General features: G+C 32.9%; 14 protein-coding genes. 1 reads left to right on the forward strand and 13 read right to left on the reverse strand.

Annotated features, from left to right (window positions below; all coding sequences use genetic code 11):
- Window positions 1–44: 44 nt before the first annotated feature.
- From J3S90_RS03020 to J3S90_RS03075, 12 genes are all read right to left on the reverse strand, one after another.
- Window positions 45–2,327, reverse strand: a complete 2,283-nt coding sequence (locus J3S90_RS03020) for an NADP-dependent malic enzyme (protein WP_210644634.1) — start codon at window positions 2,325–2,327, stop codon at window positions 45–47.
- Between the two features lie 158 nt (window positions 2,328–2,485).
- Window positions 2,486–2,911 (reverse strand): CBS domain-containing protein, encoded by a 426-nt coding sequence (locus tag J3S90_RS03025; RefSeq protein ID WP_210644636.1) that lies wholly within the window; start codon window positions 2,909–2,911, stop codon window positions 2,486–2,488.
- Window positions 2,912–3,087: 176 nt separating this feature from the next.
- Window positions 3,088–4,011 carry a tRNA epoxyqueuosine(34) reductase QueG gene (gene queG, locus J3S90_RS03030; RefSeq protein ID WP_210645504.1) on the reverse strand — a complete coding sequence of 308 codons (924 nt, stop codon included), beginning with the start codon at window positions 4,009–4,011 and terminating at the stop codon, window positions 3,088–3,090.
- 75 nt (window positions 4,012–4,086) lie between these two features.
- Window positions 4,087–5,109: a Holliday junction branch migration DNA helicase RuvB gene (gene ruvB, locus J3S90_RS03035; protein ID WP_210644638.1), complete on the reverse strand. Its 1,023-nt coding sequence runs from the start codon at window positions 5,107–5,109 to the stop codon at window positions 4,087–4,089.
- A gap of 78 nt (window positions 5,110–5,187) precedes the next feature.
- A complete protein-coding gene (locus J3S90_RS03040) occupies window positions 5,188–6,984 on the reverse strand; it encodes a cytochrome c oxidase subunit I (RefSeq protein WP_188048891.1) in 1,797 nt (598 codons plus the stop codon).
- A gap of 28 nt (window positions 6,985–7,012) precedes the next feature.
- Window positions 7,013–8,173 (reverse strand): cytochrome c oxidase subunit II, encoded by a 1,161-nt coding sequence (locus tag J3S90_RS03045; protein WP_210644640.1) that lies wholly within the window; start codon window positions 8,171–8,173, stop codon window positions 7,013–7,015.
- Window positions 8,174–8,192: 19 nt separating this feature from the next.
- Window positions 8,193–9,665 (reverse strand): cation-translocating P-type ATPase, encoded by a 1,473-nt coding sequence (locus tag J3S90_RS03050; RefSeq protein WP_210644642.1) that lies wholly within the window; start codon window positions 9,663–9,665, stop codon window positions 8,193–8,195.
- A 27-nt stretch (window positions 9,666–9,692) separates the two neighbouring features.
- Complete coding sequence (locus J3S90_RS03055; protein WP_188048894.1) at window positions 9,693–10,238, reverse strand: c-type cytochrome; 546 nt, start codon at window positions 10,236–10,238, stop codon at window positions 9,693–9,695.
- 7 nt (window positions 10,239–10,245) lie between these two features.
- A complete protein-coding gene (locus tag J3S90_RS03060; RefSeq protein WP_188048895.1) occupies window positions 10,246–10,770 on the reverse strand; it encodes a DUF3341 domain-containing protein in 525 nt (174 codons plus the stop codon).
- Window positions 10,763–12,166, reverse strand: a complete 1,404-nt coding sequence (gene nrfD, locus J3S90_RS03065; RefSeq protein ID WP_188048896.1) for an NrfD/PsrC family molybdoenzyme membrane anchor subunit — start codon at window positions 12,164–12,166, stop codon at window positions 10,763–10,765. The genes J3S90_RS03060 and nrfD overlap by 8 nt, the downstream gene beginning before the upstream one ends.
- Before the next feature lie 37 nt (window positions 12,167–12,203).
- Window positions 12,204–15,260 (reverse strand): TAT-variant-translocated molybdopterin oxidoreductase, encoded by a 3,057-nt coding sequence (locus J3S90_RS03070; RefSeq protein ID WP_210644645.1) that lies wholly within the window; start codon window positions 15,258–15,260, stop codon window positions 12,204–12,206.
- A 29-nt stretch (window positions 15,261–15,289) separates the two neighbouring features.
- Window positions 15,290–16,597 (reverse strand): c-type cytochrome, encoded by a 1,308-nt coding sequence (locus J3S90_RS03075; RefSeq protein ID WP_188048898.1) that lies wholly within the window; start codon window positions 16,595–16,597, stop codon window positions 15,290–15,292.
- A 215-nt stretch (window positions 16,598–16,812) separates the two neighbouring features.
- Between J3S90_RS03075 and J3S90_RS03080 the strand changes: the two genes are divergently transcribed.
- Window positions 16,813–17,202: an SPOR domain-containing protein gene (locus J3S90_RS03080; protein ID WP_210644647.1), complete on the forward strand. Its 390-nt coding sequence runs from the start codon at window positions 16,813–16,815 to the stop codon at window positions 17,200–17,202.
- 1,390 nt (window positions 17,203–18,592) lie between these two features.
- Here J3S90_RS03080 and infB read toward each other — a convergent pair.
- The gene (gene infB / locus J3S90_RS03085; protein ID WP_210644650.1) at window positions 18,593–21,505 is read right to left on the reverse strand and encodes a translation initiation factor IF-2; all 2,913 of its coding nucleotides are present in this window, start codon (window positions 21,503–21,505) and stop codon (window positions 18,593–18,595) included.
- Window positions 21,506–21,526: the final 21 nt, after the last annotated feature.

The raw sequence follows: 21,526 nt of genomic DNA on the forward strand, positions 1-21,526 counted from the left end.
TAAAATTATAACTTTAACTATATTGCTACAGCATAAATATTGATTTAGTTTCTCTTTTTAATTGCTTTTTCTTGAGCATCAATTACGGCAATTGTTGCCATATTAACCATTTCCTCTACGCTAGCACCCAATTGAAAAATGTGAACAGGTTTCCCCATACCTAACATAATAGGCCCTATAGAATCAACCTTGTTTAATTCTTTCAAAAGTTTATAGGTAATATTTGCTGCGTCTAAATTTGGAAAAATCAAGGTGTTTACTTTCTTACCCGCTAATTTTGAAAAAGGAAATTTATCTTTTAACATTTCTGAGTTCAAAGCAAAATCGGCTTGTATTTCTCCATCCACTATCATTTCAGGATGATTTTTATGCAAGTATGAAACTGCTTCTCTTACTTTACCCGCATTTTCACTTGTTGATGAACCAAAATTAGAAAAAGATATCATTGCTATTACGGGTTCTATTCCAAACATTTTAGCTGTTTTGGCTGTCATGATCGCAATTTTAGCCAAATCATCAGCTGTTGGATCAATGTTAATTGCCGTATCCGATAAAAACATTGGACCGCGAGCGGTCATCATCATATTTGTAGTAGCTACAATAGATGCTCCAGGCGCTTTTTCTATAAGTTGCAACATTGGTTTTACCACCGATGGATAACTTCTAGAGTGTCCCGTTACTAATGCATCTGCTTCTCCTTCATTAACCATCATTGCAGCAAAATAATTTCTTTCTCTCATTAGTTTTTGAGCATCGAAGAAAGAAATACCACGTCTTTTTCTGGCAGTCCAATATGTGGTAGCAAACTTATTTCGACGTTCATTTTCTACATCAGTTTTTGGATCAATAATAGTAACATCTGCGTCAAAACCAATTTCTGCTTTCAACTCTAAAATAATTTCTTTATTCCCAAGTAAAATTGGAAAACCAATTCCTTCTTCCCAAACGATTTGAGCTGCTTTTAGAACATCTAAATGATCCGCTTCGGCAAAAACGATTTTTTTAGGATCCATTTTTGCTCTGTTTGTCATCAAACGTAACATCTTATTGTCATTTCCTAAACGATCCAATAACTCTTCCTCGTACTTATTCCAATCCATTATTGGATTTTGCGCTACACCAGAATCGATTGCAGCTTTTGCAACAGCAGGAGCAACAACGGTAATCAATCTTGGATCAAAAGGTTTTGGAATAATATATTCACGACCAAAATTCAGCTTAGTTGCTCCATAAGCAACATTTACTTGTTCCGGCACGGATTCTTTTGCTAATAAAGCTAAGGCTTTGACAGCAGCCATCTTCATTTCTTCATTGATAGTAGTAGCGCGAACATCAAGCGCTCCTCTAAAAATATAAGGAAAACCAAGAACATTATTTACTTGATTAGGATAATCTGAACGACCAGTAGCCATAATTATATCTTTACGAGTCTCCATCGCAAGATTATAATCAATTTCTGGATCTGGATTTGCCATAGCAAAAACGATAGGATTTTCAGCCATTCCTTTCAACATTTGAGCAGTCATTATATCTCCTGTTGATAATCCTAAAAATACATCTGCTCCATTTAATGCTTCTTCAAGACTCATTGAAGCACTATCCTTAGCATATTTTAATTGAAGTTCAGATAGTTTAGGATTATCCTTAGTTAATAAACCTTTGCTATTGAACATAAAAATATTTTCAATTTTTACACCTAATAGGACATATAAATCGGCGCAAGCAATAGCTGCTGAACCTGCTCCAGAAACCACTAATTTTACTTCTTCGGCTTTTTTATCGGCTAATTCTAATGCATTCAATAATGCCGCTGAGGATATAATGGCAGTACCATGTTGATCATCATGCATAACGGGAATATTCAATTCCTCTACCAGTCTTCTCTCAATTTCAAAAGATTCTGGCGCTTTGATATCTTCTAGATTAATTCCACCAAAAGTTGGTGCTATATTCTTTACAGTTTGAATAAACTCTTCAATATCTTTAGTACCAATTTCGATATCAAAAACATCAATATCAGCAAATATTTTAAACAACAAGCCCTTTCCTTCCATTACTGGTTTAGAAGCTTCTGGTCCGATATCACCAAGTCCTAAAACAGCTGTTCCATTGGTAATTACAGCAACTAAATTTCCTTTGGCAGTATATTTATAAACGTTATTTACATCCTTAACAATTTCTAAGCAAGGCTCAGCTACGCCAGGAGAATAAGCCAATGATAAATCTCTCTGCGTTGCATATTTCTTTGTAGGAACAACTTGAATTTTACCAGGAGTTGGCTTTGCATGATATAATAATGCTTCTCTTCTTTTACTATTTTTTTCCATTGATATTAGATTTTTATCTAGTCTACAAAGATAGAAGACTTGTCTTAAAAAGTTATCTTTTATCGTATTCTTTTCTAAAATTTAAAGTCATACAAACATATTTAAACAACTACAGCCACATAAATTGCGGCTGTAGTTATCATTTTGAAAATAAATTCTTACTGTGTAATATAAGAATTCAAATGCTCTATAGTATCCTTTTGAATATCAATAATGGCTTTTACCACATCACTAATTGAAATTATTCCAATGACGACATTATTTTCTAAAACAGGTAGATGACGGACTCTTTTGGTGCTCATTAATTCCATACAAAATTCTAAATTATCTGAAGGATTTACTGTAATAACATTTGTTTCCATGATCTCATGTACCAAGGCTTTTTTTGATGATTTTGCTTTTAAAACAATTTTTCGAGCATAATCCCTTTCAGATAAAACACCTTTTAAAACAGTATCTTCAATAATGAGAATAGCACCAATGTCTTTTTCACTCATTACTGTCAATGCTTCATACACTGTCTTTGTTGAAAGTATAGAATAAACTTCCTTTCCTTTTGTACTTAAAATTTGATTAACAGTCATAACTCTTTGATTTTGTGAGATATAAAGTTAAAAAAAATATAATAAAAACAAGGAATAAAGATTAAATAAATAAAATTGAAACTTAAAAAAAATTATAGACTATTTTTTTATCGAAAATTTTTTTGTTAAAACGGCACAAATATAGAATCTAAAATAATTCAATATCTATAAAAAAATTACTGCAAAAAATCAATATTCCTTTTTAATCCTAAAAACTTAGCTCTTTTGATAGGAGATTTTTTAAAAACAGTTTTGAAAGTTTCTTCAGTAATTTCAATCCAATCTTTTTTAGACATCGACAACAACTCAGAATTTGCTGTAAATAAGGGTTCGTTGTGCTTTTTTGAAAACTTATTCCAAGGACAAACATCTTGACAGATATCACATCCAAAAGCCCAATCATTAAATTTTCCTTTCATCTCTATAGGAATATTTTCTTTTAGCTCAATCGTAAAATAGGAAATACATTTACTACCATCTACCACATAAGGAGCAACAATCGCTTCAGTAGGACAAGAATCAATACAAGCAGTGCAATTGCCACAATGATCAGTAGTAGCATTATCATATTCTAAATCGAGATCAATTATCAATTCTGCGATAAAATAAAAAGAACCTACTTTTTGGGTTATTAAATTACTGTTTTTACCAATCCAGCCCAAGCCACTTTTAGATGCCCAAGCACGATCTAATACTGGTGCAGAATCTACAAATGCACGCCCAGATACATCCCCAATAGTTGATTGAATTGAAAATAAAAACTCTTTCAACTTCTCCTTAATAACAAAGTGGTAATCTTCACCATAAGCGTATTTAGAGATTTTAAATGCTTCAGGATTTTGATGTTCTTCTGGATAATAATTTAATAGCAATGAAATAACACTCTTTGCATCTTGAACAAGTAAAGTAGGATTTAATCGTTTATCAAAATGATTTTCCATGTAGGACATCTGTCCATTATTATTATTTTTCAACCAATTTTCCAAACGCGGCGCATCTTCTTCTAAAAAACCAGCTTTAGAAATACCACAAGACAAAAAACCAAGACGAATTGCCTCAGATTTGATGAATTCAGTATATGTTGATTTATTTTGAATGATATAAATTAGCAGTTAAAAAAAAGATTAAAATTCTATATAAAACAATATTTTTTACACTTAAGCTTCTTAAAAAAACTAGAACAAGCCTCCCTGAATATTAGTTTTAATCTTTCCTAAATGTTTATAAGCTTTCTCAGTAACTTCTCGTCCTCTTGGTGTTCTCATAATAAAGCCTTCTTGAATTAAAAATGGTTCATAAACCTCTTCAATTGTTTCACTACTTTCTGATACTGCTGTTGCCAAAGTTGACAAACCAACAGGACCACCCTTAAATTTGTCAATGATTGTATTCAAGATTTTATTATCCATCTCATCTAAACCATGAGCATCAACATTAAGTGCTTTTAAGGCATATCGAGCAATTTCAATGTCTATACTTCCATTACCTTTAATTTGGGCAAAATCACGGACTCTACGCAACAAAGCATTCGCAATACGAGGAGTACCTCTACTTCTGCCGGCGATTTCAATAGCAGCCTCCATAGTTATAGGCATTTTAAAGATTGAAGCACTTCTTTCTACAATTGTAGTCAATAATTCAGTAGTGTAATATTGCAAGCGAGAGGCAATACCAAAACGAGCACGCATCGGGGCTGTTAATAAACCTGATCGTGTAGTAGCGCCAATTAATGTAAATGGATTTAAATTAATTTGAACCGTACGTGCATTAGGTCCAGACTCTATCATGATATCAATCTTGAAATCCTCCATTGCAGAGTATAAATATTCTTCAACTATTGGACTTAAGCGGTGTATTTCATCTATAAATAGAACATCTCTCTCTTCAAGATTAGTCAATAAACCTGCTAAATCACCAGGTTTATCCAGAACAGGTCCAGAAGTTATTTTAATACCTACTTGAAGTTCATTAGCAAGAATATTAGCCAAAGTGGTTTTACCTAATCCAGGAGGCCCATGAAATAAAGTATGATCTAGCGCTTCATTTCTTTGATTCGCAGCTTGAACAAAAACTTTTAAATTTTCCAGAACTTGATCTTGACCAGCAAAATCATCAAAGGAAAGTGGTCTTAACTTTTTCTCAATATCAAGCTCTTCTGCATTATAACCGTTTGAGGTTGGATCTAGATTTTCATTCATGAAACAAAGATAGAATAAAGTTACAAGTAAAAAAAAATGCCTTCCAGAATTGAAAGGCATTTTTATATATTTTAAAATCTAGTGATGTAAAACTTCTTCACCAGGCTTCATTGGTACATTTTGAGGAACAAAATCTACATCATGATTAGGATTACTATAGTCATAAGGCCATCTGTGAACTTCTGGAAGTTCTCCAGGCCAGTTACCATGAATGTGTTCTACTGGAGCAGTCCATTCAAGTGTATTTGATTTCCATGGATTTTGAACCGCTTTTTTCCCGTAAAAAATACTACTGAAAAAGTTGTAAAGAAAAACCAATTGAAAAACACCTCCTACTAAAGCAAATGTTGTAATAAGAACATTTACATTTTGTAAGTCATCAAATAAAGGAAAGTTAGTGTTAGTATAATAACGTCTTGGCAAACCAGCTAATCCAATAAAGTGCATTGGGAAAAATACTCCATAAGCACAAACTGCAGTTACCCAAAAGTGAATGTAACCTAAGTTCTTATTCATCATTCTACCATACATTCTAGGAAACCAGTGGTAAACACCAGCAAACATACCGTATAAAGCAGAAATCCCCATTACTAAGTGAAAGTGAGCTACAACAAAATAAGTATCGTGAACGTTAATATCTAACGTACTGTCTCCTAAAATAATCCCTGTTAAACCACCAGTAATAAAAGTAGATACCATTCCTATTGAAAACAACATCGCTGGATTCAATTGTAAATTACCTTTCCATAATGTTGTTATCCAGTTAAAAGCTTTAACAGCAGATGGAATCGCAATTAATAATGTAGTAAAAGTAAATACAGATCCTAAGAAAGGATTCATACCTGAAACGAACATATGGTGACCCCAAACTATTGTAGATAAAAATGCAATAGCTAAAACAGACATAATCATAGCTCTGTAACCAAAAATTGGCTTACGAGAACTTGTTGCCATAACTTCTGATACAATACCCATCGCCGGTAAAATAACAATATAAACCTCAGGGTGACCTAAAAACCAAAATAAGTGTTCAAATAAAACTGGAGAACCACCTTGATAATGTAAAACCTCTCCCGCAATATAAATATCAGACAAGAAGAATGAAGTACCAAAACTTCTATCAAAGATTAACAATAAAGCTGCTGATAATAACACTGGAAAAGATACAACACCAATAATAGCTGTTACAAAAAACGTCCAAATTGTTAATGGCAATCTTGTCATTGACATTCCTTTAGTTCTAAGGTTGATTACAGTAACTATATAGTTCAAAGACCCTAACAAAGAGGAAGCAATAAAAATAGCCATTGATATTAACCAAAGTGTCATACCCATACCAGAACCTGGTATTGCTTGTGGCAAAGCACTTAAAGGAGGATAAATTGTCCAACCAGATGATGCAGGTCCTGCTTCAACAAATAAAGAAGATAGCATGATTACAGCTGACAAAAAGAACAACCAATAGGAAACCATATTCATAAATCCTGACGCCATATCACGAGCTCCGATCTGAAGAGGTATAAGTAAATTACTAAAAGTACCACTTAAACCAGCTGTCAAAACAAAGAAAACCATTATGGTACCGTGTATTGTAACTAAAGCTAAATAAATGTCATTAGCCATAACTCCATTAGGTGCAAATTTATCACCTAATAAAATATTAAAAATTTTAAAAGATTCCTCTGGCCATGCTAATTGCATTCTAAAAAGCAAAGACATCATAACCCCTATAACTCCCATTATAATACCTGTAATTAGGTATTGTTTAGAAATCATTTTATGATCTATACTAAAGATATATTTAGTAATAAAAGTTTCTTTATGATGGTGTTCGTGTTCGTGATCTAATGCGTGATCGTGACCTTCTGCTGACATATATGTTTACTTTAAATTTTCTTAATAATTATTTCATAGCTATTTTAACAACAGCTGTACTATCACCAACTTTAGTTGAATCTTGCTTCACAGCACCATCAACCGCAGGCGCAGCAGAAGCTTTAGCTTCTTTTACTTGATTTACCAAAAGAGCTTGCTCACTTACCCATTTTTTATAATCCTCTGGAGTATCAACAATTACTTTCATTTGCATATTGTAATGAGATGCACCACAAATTTTATTACATAACAATAGATAATCAAAAGCGTAAGGATCTAAAGCAGTTTCACCTTTAGCAACTAGTTCAACACTTTTCTTAGCTCTTAAGTCATTAATATGCGCTACTTTTTCAATCATATAAGGCAACTCTCTATATTCAGCAGTTGTCAAGATTGGTGTAAAAGCAAACTCAGTAACCATTCCAGGAACACAGTTCATTTGCGCTCTAAAGTGAGGAAAATAAGCTGAGTGCAAAACATCTTGTGATCTCATTTTAAAATGAATCTTTTTTCCTTTCGGGATATGTAATTCTGTAACTACAATATCGTCTTGAGAATAAGGATCTGACATATCAACACCAAGACTATTTACACCTTCGATCAATCTAACATTCGCTTTACCCAAAACATTATCAGTTCCTGAATATCTTGCTTTCCAGTTAAATTGCTGGGCATATAATTCAATTACAATAGTGTCTTCATCTTCATCAACAAACATAATGTTTGTCCAAGCATATAAACCATATAATATTAAACCAGCTAAAACAACTGCAGGAATAACACTCCAGACAGCTTCTAATTTATTATTATCAGCAAAGTATAACGCTTTTTGATCTTTTTTACCTTTATATTTAAAAGCAAAATAGTGAAGTAACGCTTGAGTAATTGCCTGAACAATAAAAATAAGTACCCAAGTAATATTCATTAAATTATCAACATCCAAACCATGCTCAGAAGCAGGAGTGTGAAGAACAAGAGGTCCCCATTTAAATAAACCATAAATAGTGAAGATGTACAGAAAAGCTAAAAATGCAAACATGATATAACCTTGTACGTTATTATCATCATCTGTAGCTACTTCTGATGTATCTGAATTGGATCCAACTTGCGTTAGGTCGAATATTTTAGTCAATTGCCATAAAGCAACAGCTAATAAAACTAAAACTATAATTACCAACAAACTTGTCATCTGTTTTCTACTTTAAATATTAATAATGGAAATGTTTACTTTCATCGATGAAAGGATTTCTTTTTGGCAACAATGGTGATTTAGATAATGCTGTAAAAACAACAAAGATAAATAAACCAAGGAAGAAAAGAACAGAAGCAATCTCAGAAACTCCAATAAACCATCTGTCACCTACTGTTCCAGGCATAATCATAAGGAAGAAATCAAGATAATGACCTGCTAAAATTACAACACCAGCCATAACTAAAACCCATGTAATTCGTTTAAAATCAGTGTTAATAAGAATCAACAAAGGGAATAAAAAGTTCATCACAACAGCTCCAAAGAATGGAAGATTGTATAATTCGATTCTTGTTATAAAATAAGTAACCTCCTCAGGTATATTAGCATACCATATCAAAACGAATTGTGAAAACCACAAATAAGTCCAAAAAACACTAAATCCAAACATAAATTTAGCTAAATCATGAATATGACTTGTATTTACATGCTCTAAAAGACCTTTTGATTTTAAATATAAAGTCACTAATGCTATAATGGTGATACCACTTACAAAGAAACTTGAGAAAACATACCATCCAAACAAAGTACTAAACCAGTGTGGATCAATAGACATAATCCAATCCCATGACATAATAGATTCAGTTACTATAAAGAAAACTAAAAATATTGCTGATATATTAAAATTCTTTTTGTAATTAAGATTATCATTTGACTCATCTTGAGCTAAACAATTTTTTCTTGAAAAGTATTGATATAAATTCCATCCCATCAAAAACACTGCAGCTCTAATAATCCAAAAAGGAAAATTTAAGTAACCCGTTTTATTAGCAATTAATTTATCTGCAGCAACTACTTCAGGATCCAACCATATAAAAAGATGATTTAAGTGCAAACCTGATAATAATAAAACTATAAAGAAAATAACAGAACCTACAGGCAAATATGAAGTTATACCTTGCATCACTCTGAATAATACAGGAGACCAACCAGCTTGAGATACTTGTTGAATAGCGTAAAAAGCTAAAACACCTAGAGAAACTAGCATAAAAAAGATACAAGCAACATAAAAAGCTGCCCATGGCTTATTTTGTAATTGATGTAAAACATGATTTAAATGTTCTGCATGCTCTTTTTCTTCACTAACTACATGAGTCTCTCTCTTAATATTAGAATCAGCTTGAATAGCTTCAGCCTCAACTTTAACCTGAGTGCTATCATCAACAACAGCAGCAGTTCCTACGGCTGTATTAGCCACTTTATCATCTGCTAAAACTAGCTTTTCAGTACTAGCTTTTTCATGTGAAGCATCAGTTGATTTAGACTCTTCATGTTTTGCTTCACCATGGCCACCATGACTTTCCGCTGCGAGAATTTTTTCAACTTCTTGAATATCTTTGGGTGCAGTATAAAAACCATATCCAATTCCTAACGCACCTACGGCCATCAAGATGAATGAAAAAGTTTTTAGTTTACTTGAAAATGTATACATATCTATTACGATCAGTTTGTTCAACAATTATAATTCGCTTTTTAGTTTTAGAACATAGTCAGCAACTAACCAACGTTCTTGGGGATTCAATTGATTGGCATGTGAACCCATCGAATTCAAACCATAAGTTATAACATGATAAATACTTCCACCAGTTATCACTCTATCTGCATAGCTAGGAACACCTAGAAACTTTTCTCTTTCTACCAATTTACCTTTTCCATTTCCTGAAGAACCATGACAAGAAATACAGTAAATATCAAAAAGCTCTTTTCCTTTTTCAAGGTTTTGAACAGAAGAATCAAGTGGAGATTTAAGATTAGCTTTTGCTAATTCATAACCAGCAGTAGTGTTCTCATACTCATAAGGCTCAAAGCCTCGATTAATTGAACCTTCAGCAGGCAATTGTCCTTCTTTACCGTCTTTAAATGCATTCGACTCAGAGTAAGTTTCATAACCTACTGATTCGTACATATTTGGAAAATATTGATAGTTTGGTGCCGTAGTATTATGGCAAGATGAAACTAAAATAGTTATACCAAATAAAAGTGTTATTTTATATACGCTTTTCATATCTAATTTAATGCTTATCTATTACTTTAACTTCTACAGCTCCTGTATTTTGAAAAAAAGAAATCAATTCTTCTTCATTATCCCTTACAGCAACTTCCATTAAAAAATGGTCATCTGTAGTTCTTACATCTGGATTTTCAGCTTCTTTAAATGGCCATAATCTACTTCTCATATAAAAAGTAATAACCATTAAATGCGCAGCAAAGAAAACAGTAAGTTCAAACATAATTGGAACAAAAGCAGGCATGTTTTCAATGTAACTAAAACTTGGTTTACCACCAATATCTTGTGGCCAATCTTGAATCATTATATAGTTCATCATCCAAGTGGCAAATGAAATACCTACACAACCATAAAGAAACGAACAAATCGCTAATCTCGTAGGTGCAAGTCCCATTGCTTTATCCAAACCGTGTACTGGGAATGGAGTAAAAACTTCTTCAATATGATGATGAGCTGCTCTGGTTTTTTTTACCGCATCCATCAAAATATCATCGTCATTATAAATGGCGTATATTACTTTATTACTCATGGTGTGAATCTTTATTTGCTTCTCTTTCTCTTTTATAATTATCTCCAGTTCCTTTAAGAATTGTTTTTACTTCAGCTTGAGCGATCACAGGGAACGTTCTAGAGTATAATAAAAATAATACGAAGAAGAAACCTATTGTTCCAATGAATGTTCCAATATCAACAAAAGTTGGTGAAAACATCGTCCAAGAAGAAGGTAAGTAATCTCTATGTAACGAAGTTACGATAATTACAAATCTCTCAAACCACATTCCTATATTTACAACTATTGAAATTATAAATGAGAACATAATACTCGTTCTTAATTTTTTGAACCACATGAACTGAGGAGAAAAAACATTACAAGTCATCATTGACCAATAAGCCCACCAGTAAGGTCCTGTTGCTCTGTTAAGAAATGCATATTGTTCATATTCTACACCAGAATACCAAGCAACAAACAATTCAGTAATATAGGCAACACCAACAATAGATCCTGTAATCATGATTACAATATTCATCAATTCAATATGTTGAACTGTGATATAGGCTTCAAGATTAGATACTTTTCTCATAATAATAAGCAAGGTATTCACCATTGCAAAACCAGAGAAAACTGCACCAGCAACAAAATATGGAGGAAATATGGTAGTATGCCATCCTGGTATTACTGATGTTGCAAAGTCCATCGATACAATTGTGTGTACTGAAAGTACAAGTGGAGTAGCTAAACCTGCTAGAACCAAAGAGACCTCTTCGAAACGTTGCCAATCTTTAGCTCTACCGCTCCAACCAAAACTTAATATTGAATATACTCTTTTGTTAAAAGGGGTTATAGCTCTATCACGCAACATAGCAAAATCAGGTAACAAACCAGTCCACCAGAAAACTAATGAAACTGATAAATAAGTTGAAATTGCAAACACGTCCCAAAGTAATGGAGAGTTAAAATTCACCCATAATGAACCAAATTGATTCGGAATTGGTAATACCCAATAAGCTAACCATGGACGACCCATGTGAATAATTGGGAATAAACCTGCTTGAATAACAGAGAAAATTGTCATTGCTTCTGCAGAACGGTTAATTGCCATTCTCCATCTTTGACGGAAAAGTAATAATACAGCAGAAATTAAAGTTCCTGCGTGACCAATACCAACCCACCAAACAAAGTTCGTGATATCCCAAGCCCATCCAACAGTTTTATTTAATCCCCATGTACCAATCCCTGTAGACACGGTGTATATAATACAGCCTAATCCCCAAAGGAAGGCTATTAATGCGATTGAAAATACAATCCACCAATGTTTGTTTGCTTTACCTTCAACAGGTGCTGCTACATCTACAGTTACATCGTGATAAGTTTTATCACCTATAACTAAGGGTTTTCTAATGGTTGCTTCGTAGTGAGACGACATAATCCTTTATATTGATTCTTAATTAATTTATTTTGTACTAGGTATTTCTAACTTTAACGTGATAAATCACATTTGGTTTTGTTCCAACATGTTCTAACAAGTGATACATTCTTTCATCAGCTGCTAATTTTGTAATCTCAGCCTCTGAATCATTTACATCACCAAATTTCATTGCTCCTGTAGAACAAGCATTTGAACACGCCGTTTGGAATTCACCATCAACAACAACTCTTCCTTCTCTTTTTGCTTTTAAAATTGTCGCTTGTGTCATTTGAATACACATAGAACATTTTTCCATAACTCCACGAGAACGAACATTAACATCTGGGTTTAAAACCATACGTCCTAAATCGTCATTCATATTATAATCGAATTCACTGTTTTTGTTGTACAAGAACCAGTTAAAACGACGCACTTTATAAGGACAGTTATTCGCACAATAACGCGTACCAACACATCTATTATAAGCCATTTGATTTTGACCTTGACGCCCGTGAGAAGTTGCCGCAACAGGACAAACTGTTTCACAAGGTGCATGATTACAATGCTGACACATTACAGGTTGGAAAGAAACTTGAGGATTATCTCCTGCTTTTTCCATTTCATTAAATGTAGATAAAGAACTAGACAAACCAGCTATGTTATCTTTTCTTTCATTGTCACCAGCAAAAGTACTTTCAGAAGAATAATATCTATCAATACGCAACCAGTGCATATCACGACTTCTTCTAACTTCAGATTTACCAACAACAGGAACGTTATTTTCAGCATGACAAGCAATTACACAAGCCCCACATCCAGTACAAGCATTTAAATCAATTGAAAGATTAAAATGGTGTCCTGTTGAACGATCGAAAGAAGTCCATAAATCTACCTTAGTTGCTTCTACTTCTTTATGATCCAACGAAACCATTGGTTGTTCATTCCAAATTTTAGCATCTTTAGTATTAAAGATCTCTAAAGTAGTTTCCTTAATAATATCACCTCTTCCCATTAATGTCTTCTGACCTTGAACACAAGCAAACTCATGTTCTCCTCCAGATTTTGTTAATGTAATTGATTGCACATTATTGAAACCTTTATATAAAGGGTAGGCATTTAAACCTACCATCATTTCTTCTTTTAAAGCCGCTTTACGACCATAACCTAATGCTAATCCAACAGTTCCTACAGCCTGACCTGGCTGAACAATTACAGGAACGTTTTCTAACTTCAACCCATCTGCAGTTGTGATCGTAGCATAACTACCGTTTAAACCACCGTTTGCAACAATCTCATTAAATAATTCATATTTCTTAGCATCTGCGTTCGAAACAGTAACATAATTATCCCATGAAACTCTAGTGATAGGATCCGGAAACTCTTGCAACCATGGGTTGTTAGCTTGCTGACCATCACCCATACCCGTTTTAGTATACAATACTAACTCTAGACCTTGAGCAGCCTTAGACTGAGACAAAGCACTAGCAGCAGCTTTAAAGTCAACTGAAGCAGCAGAAACACTTGGCACTGACCCAACAAAAATACCATCATGCAAAACTTTGTTCCATGAAGAACCAGTAATTATTGAAGCTGCATTTCCTTTAACATAATCATAGTAAGAACCAGGAATACCGTTTAAAGATAAAAGCACTTCTTGAAATTGTTTTGTATCAAAAAGAGGGCGAATTGTTGGTTGCGTTATTCCATAAGTACCTTTTGTAATACTTACATCATTCCACGATTCCAAATAATGAGGAACAGCAGCAGCAATCTTACTTAACAAAGCAGTTTCATCTTCTTTTAAAGAAAAAGCTACTGATGTTTTAACCTTCTTTAATCCTTCAACAAAAGAAGCACTATCTGCTAAAGTATATACAGGATTCACACCACTCATAATCAAAGTATGAACGCTACCAGCTTTCATATCAGAAATTAATTGAGTAAGTTTTGCATTCGATCCTTTTCTTATCTGTCTAACTCCTGAAGTATTAAAAGCTTCACTTGATAACATTTGATTAATGCCTAAAACTAATAATTGAGCATTTTTATCTTGAATACCAGAAACTAACAATCCCTTAGAACCAGCTGCTTTTAATTGCTGAGCTGCTTTTGTTACTTCTGATTTAAAGGCAGCATCTAAACTTACCCCTATAGAAGAACCTGTTATTACATTATATATATGAACTAAAGCTTGTTTTTGATTTGCAGTTGACATAGCAACACGCTTATCAGCAGCAGCTCCAGACAAAGTCATATTCGACTCTAATTGAAAGTGACGTGACATTTTACCCACTTTAGGAATTCTTCCTTTAGCATAGCCAGCATCATATCCTCCACCTTGCCAATCACCTAAGAAATCAGCTCCAACAGAAACAATCAATGACGCTTTAGAAAAGTCATAATCTACTAAAGCTCTTTCTCCGTAAACCGTTTCAAAAGCATCTAATGCTTCAGATTCAGAAACCGCATCATAAATAACATGTTTTGCGGCTGTATTTTTACTTAAAAATTCAGCAATAAGTTTTTCAGTAGATGGACTTGCTAACGTATTAGTTAACAAAACAACCTGACCTCCTTTTGCAGCAGCATCAGCTAAACTTGCTTTTAACTCAGAATCAACAGCAGCCCAAGTTGAATTTTTACCTTCAATTTTCGGCTCTTTCAAACGCATACTGTCATACAATGACAAAATAGACGCATGGATTCTAGCATTAGCACTAAAATTAGCTCCAGCAATTTTATTATTATCTATTTTAATAGGACGTCCTTCGCGAGTCTTTACTAAAAGATTAGCAAAATCAAATCCGTCAAAAACAGAAGTTGCATAATAATCAGCTACTCCAGGAATAATTTGCTCTGGCTGAAGAACGTAAGGTATTGATTTGTTTACAGGACCCTCGCAAGCTGCAAGCGTAGCCGCCGCAGTACTAAAACCAACGTACTTTAAAAAATCACGACGTGATGTTGACGAAGATGATAAAGCATCACCGTTTCCTAAAAACTCATCAGTAGGAATTTCTTCAACAAATTCGTTATTTCTAAGCGCCTCAACAATAGAACTATTTTTGTCTAGTTCCTCAACACTTTTCCAGTATTTTTTGTTTGATGACATATATAAATATTAAAATCTTAATAATTTGATTAATAATGGCATTTACCACATTCTAAACCTCCCATTTGAGCTGCAGTCAATTTCTCAACTCCGTATTTTTTAGAAAGCTCAGCGTGAATTTTAGTGTAATATTCATTCCCTTCCATCTTAACGTCAGTTTTTCTATGACAGTCAATACACCAACCCATAGTTAATGGAGCGAATTGTTTTTGTATTTCATATTCTTGAACTGGACCGTGACAAGTCTGACATTCAATTCCAGCAACAGTAACGTGCTGAGAGTGATTAAAATACACAAAATCAGGTAAATTATGAATACGAACCCATTTTACAGGTTGTGTTTTACCAGTATAACTTTGAGTTTCAGAATCCCAACCAACTGCCGTATATAATTTTTGAATCTGTTCATCATAAAAAGCTTTGCTGTACTCAGGAGTAGCAGTAGTTTCTGCAACTTCACCAATTCCTTTATGGCAGTTCATACAAATATTTAAAGAAGGTATACCTGCATTTTTACTTACTCTAGCCGCAGAGTGACAATATTTACAATTAACTTCATTTTCACCAGCATGAATTCTGTGTGAGAAATGAATAGGCTGAATAGGCGCATAATCTTTATCTACACCAATCTGCATCAGAAAACCATAAACAAAATAAGCACTAGCCAACAATAAAAATATTGAAGTTACTAAAACCAAGAATTGATTTTTCGCAAATGCTTTCCATATTGGAGTTGTCGCCGCTTTTGGAGCAACTACAATTCCGTTTGCACTAGCTACTTTAGATAAAACCTTGTTTACCAAAAACAACATAACTACCAAAACAATCATAACAAGTGCCAAAGCGCCTAAAATTATATTATTTGAAACTCCACTATCAGAAGCAGCAGTTCCAGGAACAGCTTCTTTTCCTGCAGCAGGAGCGGCAGCCTCAGCTTTAGGCTCAGAGGTATAAGCAATGATATTATCAATATCACCATCAGAAAGTTGTGGAAAAGCAGACATAACCACTTTATTATTCTCTTCGAAAACCTTTACAGCCTGCGCATCTCCCGATTTTATTAAATCAGAACTGTTTCGAACCCACTTATGAAGCCATGAAGCATCATATTTACCTGCAACACCTCTAAGTGCAGGACCTGTAGCTTTTGCATCCAACTTGTGACATGCAGCACAGTTTGCATTAAAAAGCTCTTTTCCCTTAACCGGGTCAGCACTTCCAGAAGTAGCTGAAGCATCAGCTTCTTGAGCAAATGAAGTAAAGGAAATAGTTAACATAAAAGCTATGCTAAAAATTAATTTCCTTGAGATCGAATTACGGTTACCCACCTTTTTCATAAACTATATTGATTATCTAATAAAAATTGGCATAGTTTTTTCTAATTGAATTATAAAAACTAGTCCTTAATTTTAAAACTTCGACAAAAATACGACTTAAGAACTATTCTCAAAACCTTAAAATAGTCTTAATTTCAATTTATATCAATTCTAAATAACATTTACACTTTGGCATCAATCATTAAATATTATTTTTGCACAAAAACAATCACATTATGAGAATTTTAGCCCTTACAAAAGCCTTTTTTTTAGCTCTAACATTATTTATTTCCTGTTATAACTCAAACGCACAAGCTACAAACATAACTGTAAAACAAGACACTAAATTTGAACAATTGCTAAATGAGAAGAGAAAAACGAATATTTCTAATGCAATAAACGAAAGATACCAAATTCAGATATTTAGTGGCGATAGCGAAAAAGCAAAAAGCACATTAAATGAATTTAGACAAGAATTTAAAGATATTGATGCAACAATATTTTTCTTTACACCCAATTACAAGGTTTGGGTTGGAAATTTTAAAACAAAAATTGATGCGGAACGCAATTTGATTGAAATTAGAAAAAAATACAATAATGTTCATTTGATAAAACCTAACAAATAGCAAAACACCACATTCTTAAAACAAGAAAACCACTCTTTAGGGTGGTTTTCTTGTTTTACATATATTCATTCTTTATAAATTATGCAATTAAAAGGTTAAAAAAAACCACTTTGCAACAAAAAAAAGAATGCAATATTACTTTAATACATCAATTACAAAATTGACTTTTCATACCTACTAAAAACACGATTTAAAGTGGGAAATAAGAAAATAAATAGCCTTACCCAACTACCTATTATTTATCAAAAATGTTATTTTATAATCATTTATTAATACACATTTAACAATTAAATCCTTTTGATTGAATGACTCTCTTTTGCTAAAAAAATATAAAAATTGGGAACACTAAATTTGAATCAATATTAATCTTTGGTAATTAAAAAAAAATAATTTTAACCTAAAAATACTTTTTATAAAAACAAATAATAAGTATTGAAACCTTATTGCTTTATTCAAAAAATGAAGAAAACTAAATTACAATACTGATTTCAAAACTCAGTTCCGGTAACACTTTCCAAATAGAAAGAAAACAATAAATCAATTAAGAAAAAAACTATCTTAAATTCATAATCCTATCCGTATTACTTTCTACAATGTGAAATAATAATATAAAAAAAACTAAAGTGAATTTTTAATTAAAATGAGAGAAGTATTAATTATAAAACTAAAACCACAAATAACTCATCAGTTTTATATTATTTACACTTAATAATAAATTTTAAAAAAACATAGTCAATCTATAAAAAGCTTTACTTACTACTCATAAACATAGTCTGAATCAATTACCTTTTTAATTGAATTTGTATGAAAGTAATAAGTTACATTTATAAAAAAGAAACATAATAGAACAATTAATTTAAAATAAAATCCTAGTGTTTTTAAGTGTAAAATTTGTTAAAAAATCTGTGTTGTAGATAAAAAACTCAATCAAAATGTTTAAAAAAAAGCTGCTATGATATGAATTAACAACCCAAATTTTAAAACTTTATTATCATTGGAATTTAAATATTCACAACTACATATAATTTTATTTTTATTTTTTTTTCGTTAATAGCAATCAAAAGACAAAACAAAAAAATGATGAAATTTGAAATTATTTAGGATAAAAAAAATAGATTTATTAAGTACTAAAAAAACAGCCAATAAAATTCTTGTGTAATTCACAATATAAAAAGCAGAAACACCCACACTATCATATATAAAAAAGGAGAGTCATATCTGCTTAATAATTTTAGTATTCTAACAGAAAACTTTATAAAAAAATTTATTATTATTAAAAAAATTTTAGTTGTTAGTGCAATTTAAAACTCAAAAAAATACATTAACCTATATCGTTAAAAACAAAAAATCCCGACGAATCGGGATTTTTATATAAAAATAGAATGAAATACTATTTCAATTTCTTTTTGATTGCTACTTCATGATATGACTCAATAACATCTCTTTCTTCGATATCATTGTATCCTTTTATTTGAATACCACAGTCATAACCTTTAGCTACATCTTTTACATCATCCTTGAAACGTTTCAATGCTAACAACTCACCTGTGAAGACAACAACGCCTTCTCTAATGATTCGCATTTTAGCATTTTTGACGATTTTACCATCCATAACCATACAACCTGCAATAGAACCTACTTTAGAAATTTTGAATATCTCTCTAATTTCAGCAGTACCCAGAACTTCTTCTTTCATTTCAGGAGCTAACATTCCTTCCATTGCATCTTTTAAGTCATCAATTGCAGCATAGATAATAGAGTAATAACGGATATCGATTTCTTCTTTATCAGCTAATTGTCGAGCATTTCCGGCAGGTCGAACATTAAATCCGATAATAATTGCATCTGATGCAGAAGCTAACATAACGTCAGTCTCTGTAATTGCACCTACCCCTTTATGTATAATATTAATTTGAATTTCTTCAGTAGATAATTTAGAGAACGAATCAGATAATGCTTCAACTGATCCATCAACATCTCCTTTAAGGATAATATTCAATTCTTTAAATTGACCTAAAGCAATTCTACGTCCAATTTCATCTAAAGTAATATGACGCTGTGTACGTACTGATTGTTCACGCATTAATTGAGAGCGTTTAGAAGCAATTTGTTTCGCTTCTTTTTCTTCTTCAAACACATTGAACTTATCTCCTGCAGTAGCTGCTCCATCAAGACCCAAAACGGATACTGGAGTAGAAGGACCTGCAACAGTTACAATATTACCACGTTCATCATGCATGGCTTTAATTTTACCATGATGTTTACCTGCAAGCATATAATCTCCTACTTTTAAAGTACCATTTTGAACTAAAATTGTAGAAACATATCCTTTTCCTTTATCTAAGAAAGCCTCAACAACTGTTCCTTGTGCCGCTTTATTTGGATTCGACTTCAAATCAAGCAATTCTGCTTCTAACAATACTTTCTCTAGTAACTCTTTCACACCTGTTCCTACTTTTGCAGAAATATCATGTGATTGAATTTTACCACCCCAGTCTTCAACAAGTAAATTCATACCTGCTAATTTCTCTTTTATTTTCTCAACATTAGAGTTAGGTTTATCAATTTTGTTGATAGCGAAAATAATAGGAACATTAGCTGCTTGAGCGTGGCTAATTGCTTCTTTAGTTTGCGGCATGATGTCATCATCAGCTGCAATCACAATAATTGCGATATCGGTAACTTGAGCTCCACGTGCACGCATCGCTGTAAACGCTTCGTGACCAGGAGTATCTAAGAATGCAATTTTTTGTCCGTTATCTAATGTTACTCCGTAGGCACCAATGTGCTGTGTAATTCCTCCAGATTCTCCTGCAATAACATTTTCCTTACGGATGTAATCTAGTAAAGATGTTTTACCGTGATCGACGTGACCCATCACAGTTACAATAGGCGCTCTAAAAACTAAGTCTTCCTCTCTGTCTTCAACAACTTGAATTGCTTCTTCAATGTCTACCGTAATAAACTCAACTTCGTAACCAAATTCATCAGCTACAATAGTTAATGTTTCTGCATCTAAACGTTGGTTCATGGTAACCATGATTCCAAGTGACATACACGTACCAATAACTTTAGTAATTGGCACATCCATCATAATAGCAATCTCCCCTACAGTAACAAATTCAGTAACTTTAATAGTTTTACTTCCTTCATCAATAGCTCTTTGCTCATCATCTGATTTCTGACGGTGCGTATCTCTTTTATCTCTTCTATATTTAGCCGCTTTAGATTTTCCACCTTTACCCTGTAGTTTTTCTAAAGTTTCTCTAATTTGATTTTTAACTTCTTCTTCTGTTGGCTCAACTTTAGCAACAATAGCAGGTCTATTTCCTTTTACAAAACCAGGTCTAGCACTTCTATTTGCATTAAAACCTCCTCCTCCTACATTAGGAGTAATCTTATTAGGATTTGGTGCACCAGGAACTCCAGGAGTCGCAGGTGGTCTAGGAGCACCCGGTTTTGGAGCTATCCTTTTACGTTTATTTTTATTAGCATTTGCCGCAGCAGATCCTGGAGCTCCCGGTTTATTTGGAGTAATCTTAGGCTCTTCTTTTTTCTTTTTTGGCTTGTTGAATTGAGATAAATCAATAATTTGACCTGTCAAAGTAGTACCAGACAATTTTTGATATTGTGTAGTAATTGTTTCATCAACTGGAGCTTCATCAGTTTTTACAACTTCTGCTTTAGCAACTGCTTTTGCTTCAGGAGCAACTTCTTTTGATGCGTCTTCTTTAACCTCTTTAATTTCAACAACAGGTTTTACCTCTTTTTTGTCTGAAGCACTTTTTTCGCTTAAAGGTTTTTCTTGTACCGGTTTTTCAACTGAAACTTTCTCAGGAGTAGCTTCATTCACCGTTTGCTTCACTTCAGGAGCTTTAGCAATTGGAGTTTCTACTTTTTCTACAGCTTTTGCTGGAGAAATAATTGAAGGTTTCTTAGGACTTAAGTCAATCTTTCCTACTTGAACTGGACCTGATATAACCGCTCTCGCTTTTATAACTTCCTGTTGTTTAAGACGATCTTCTTCCGCTCTACGCTTGTCTTCAATTTCTTTTTCACGCTCTAAACGCAAAGCCTCTTTTTCTTTTCTTTTCTCTTCCCCTACTTCTTTAGAAGCTTCTTTATTCCCTTTGTCGCCTGCAAATTCACCGCACAAGACATTGTATACATCATCAGAAATTTTTGTGTTTGGATTTGACTCAATAGCAATTCCTTTATCTTTTAGATAATCCACAGCTCTTTCCAAAGAAATATTCAATTCCCTTAAAACTTTGTTTATTCTAATAATTCTCTCTTCAGACATAAAACCTTTTTATTATTATCT

Source organism: Flavobacterium flabelliforme (assembly GCF_017948675.1).
Lineage (GTDB): Bacteria > Bacteroidota > Bacteroidia > Flavobacteriales > Flavobacteriaceae > Flavobacterium > Flavobacterium pygoscelis.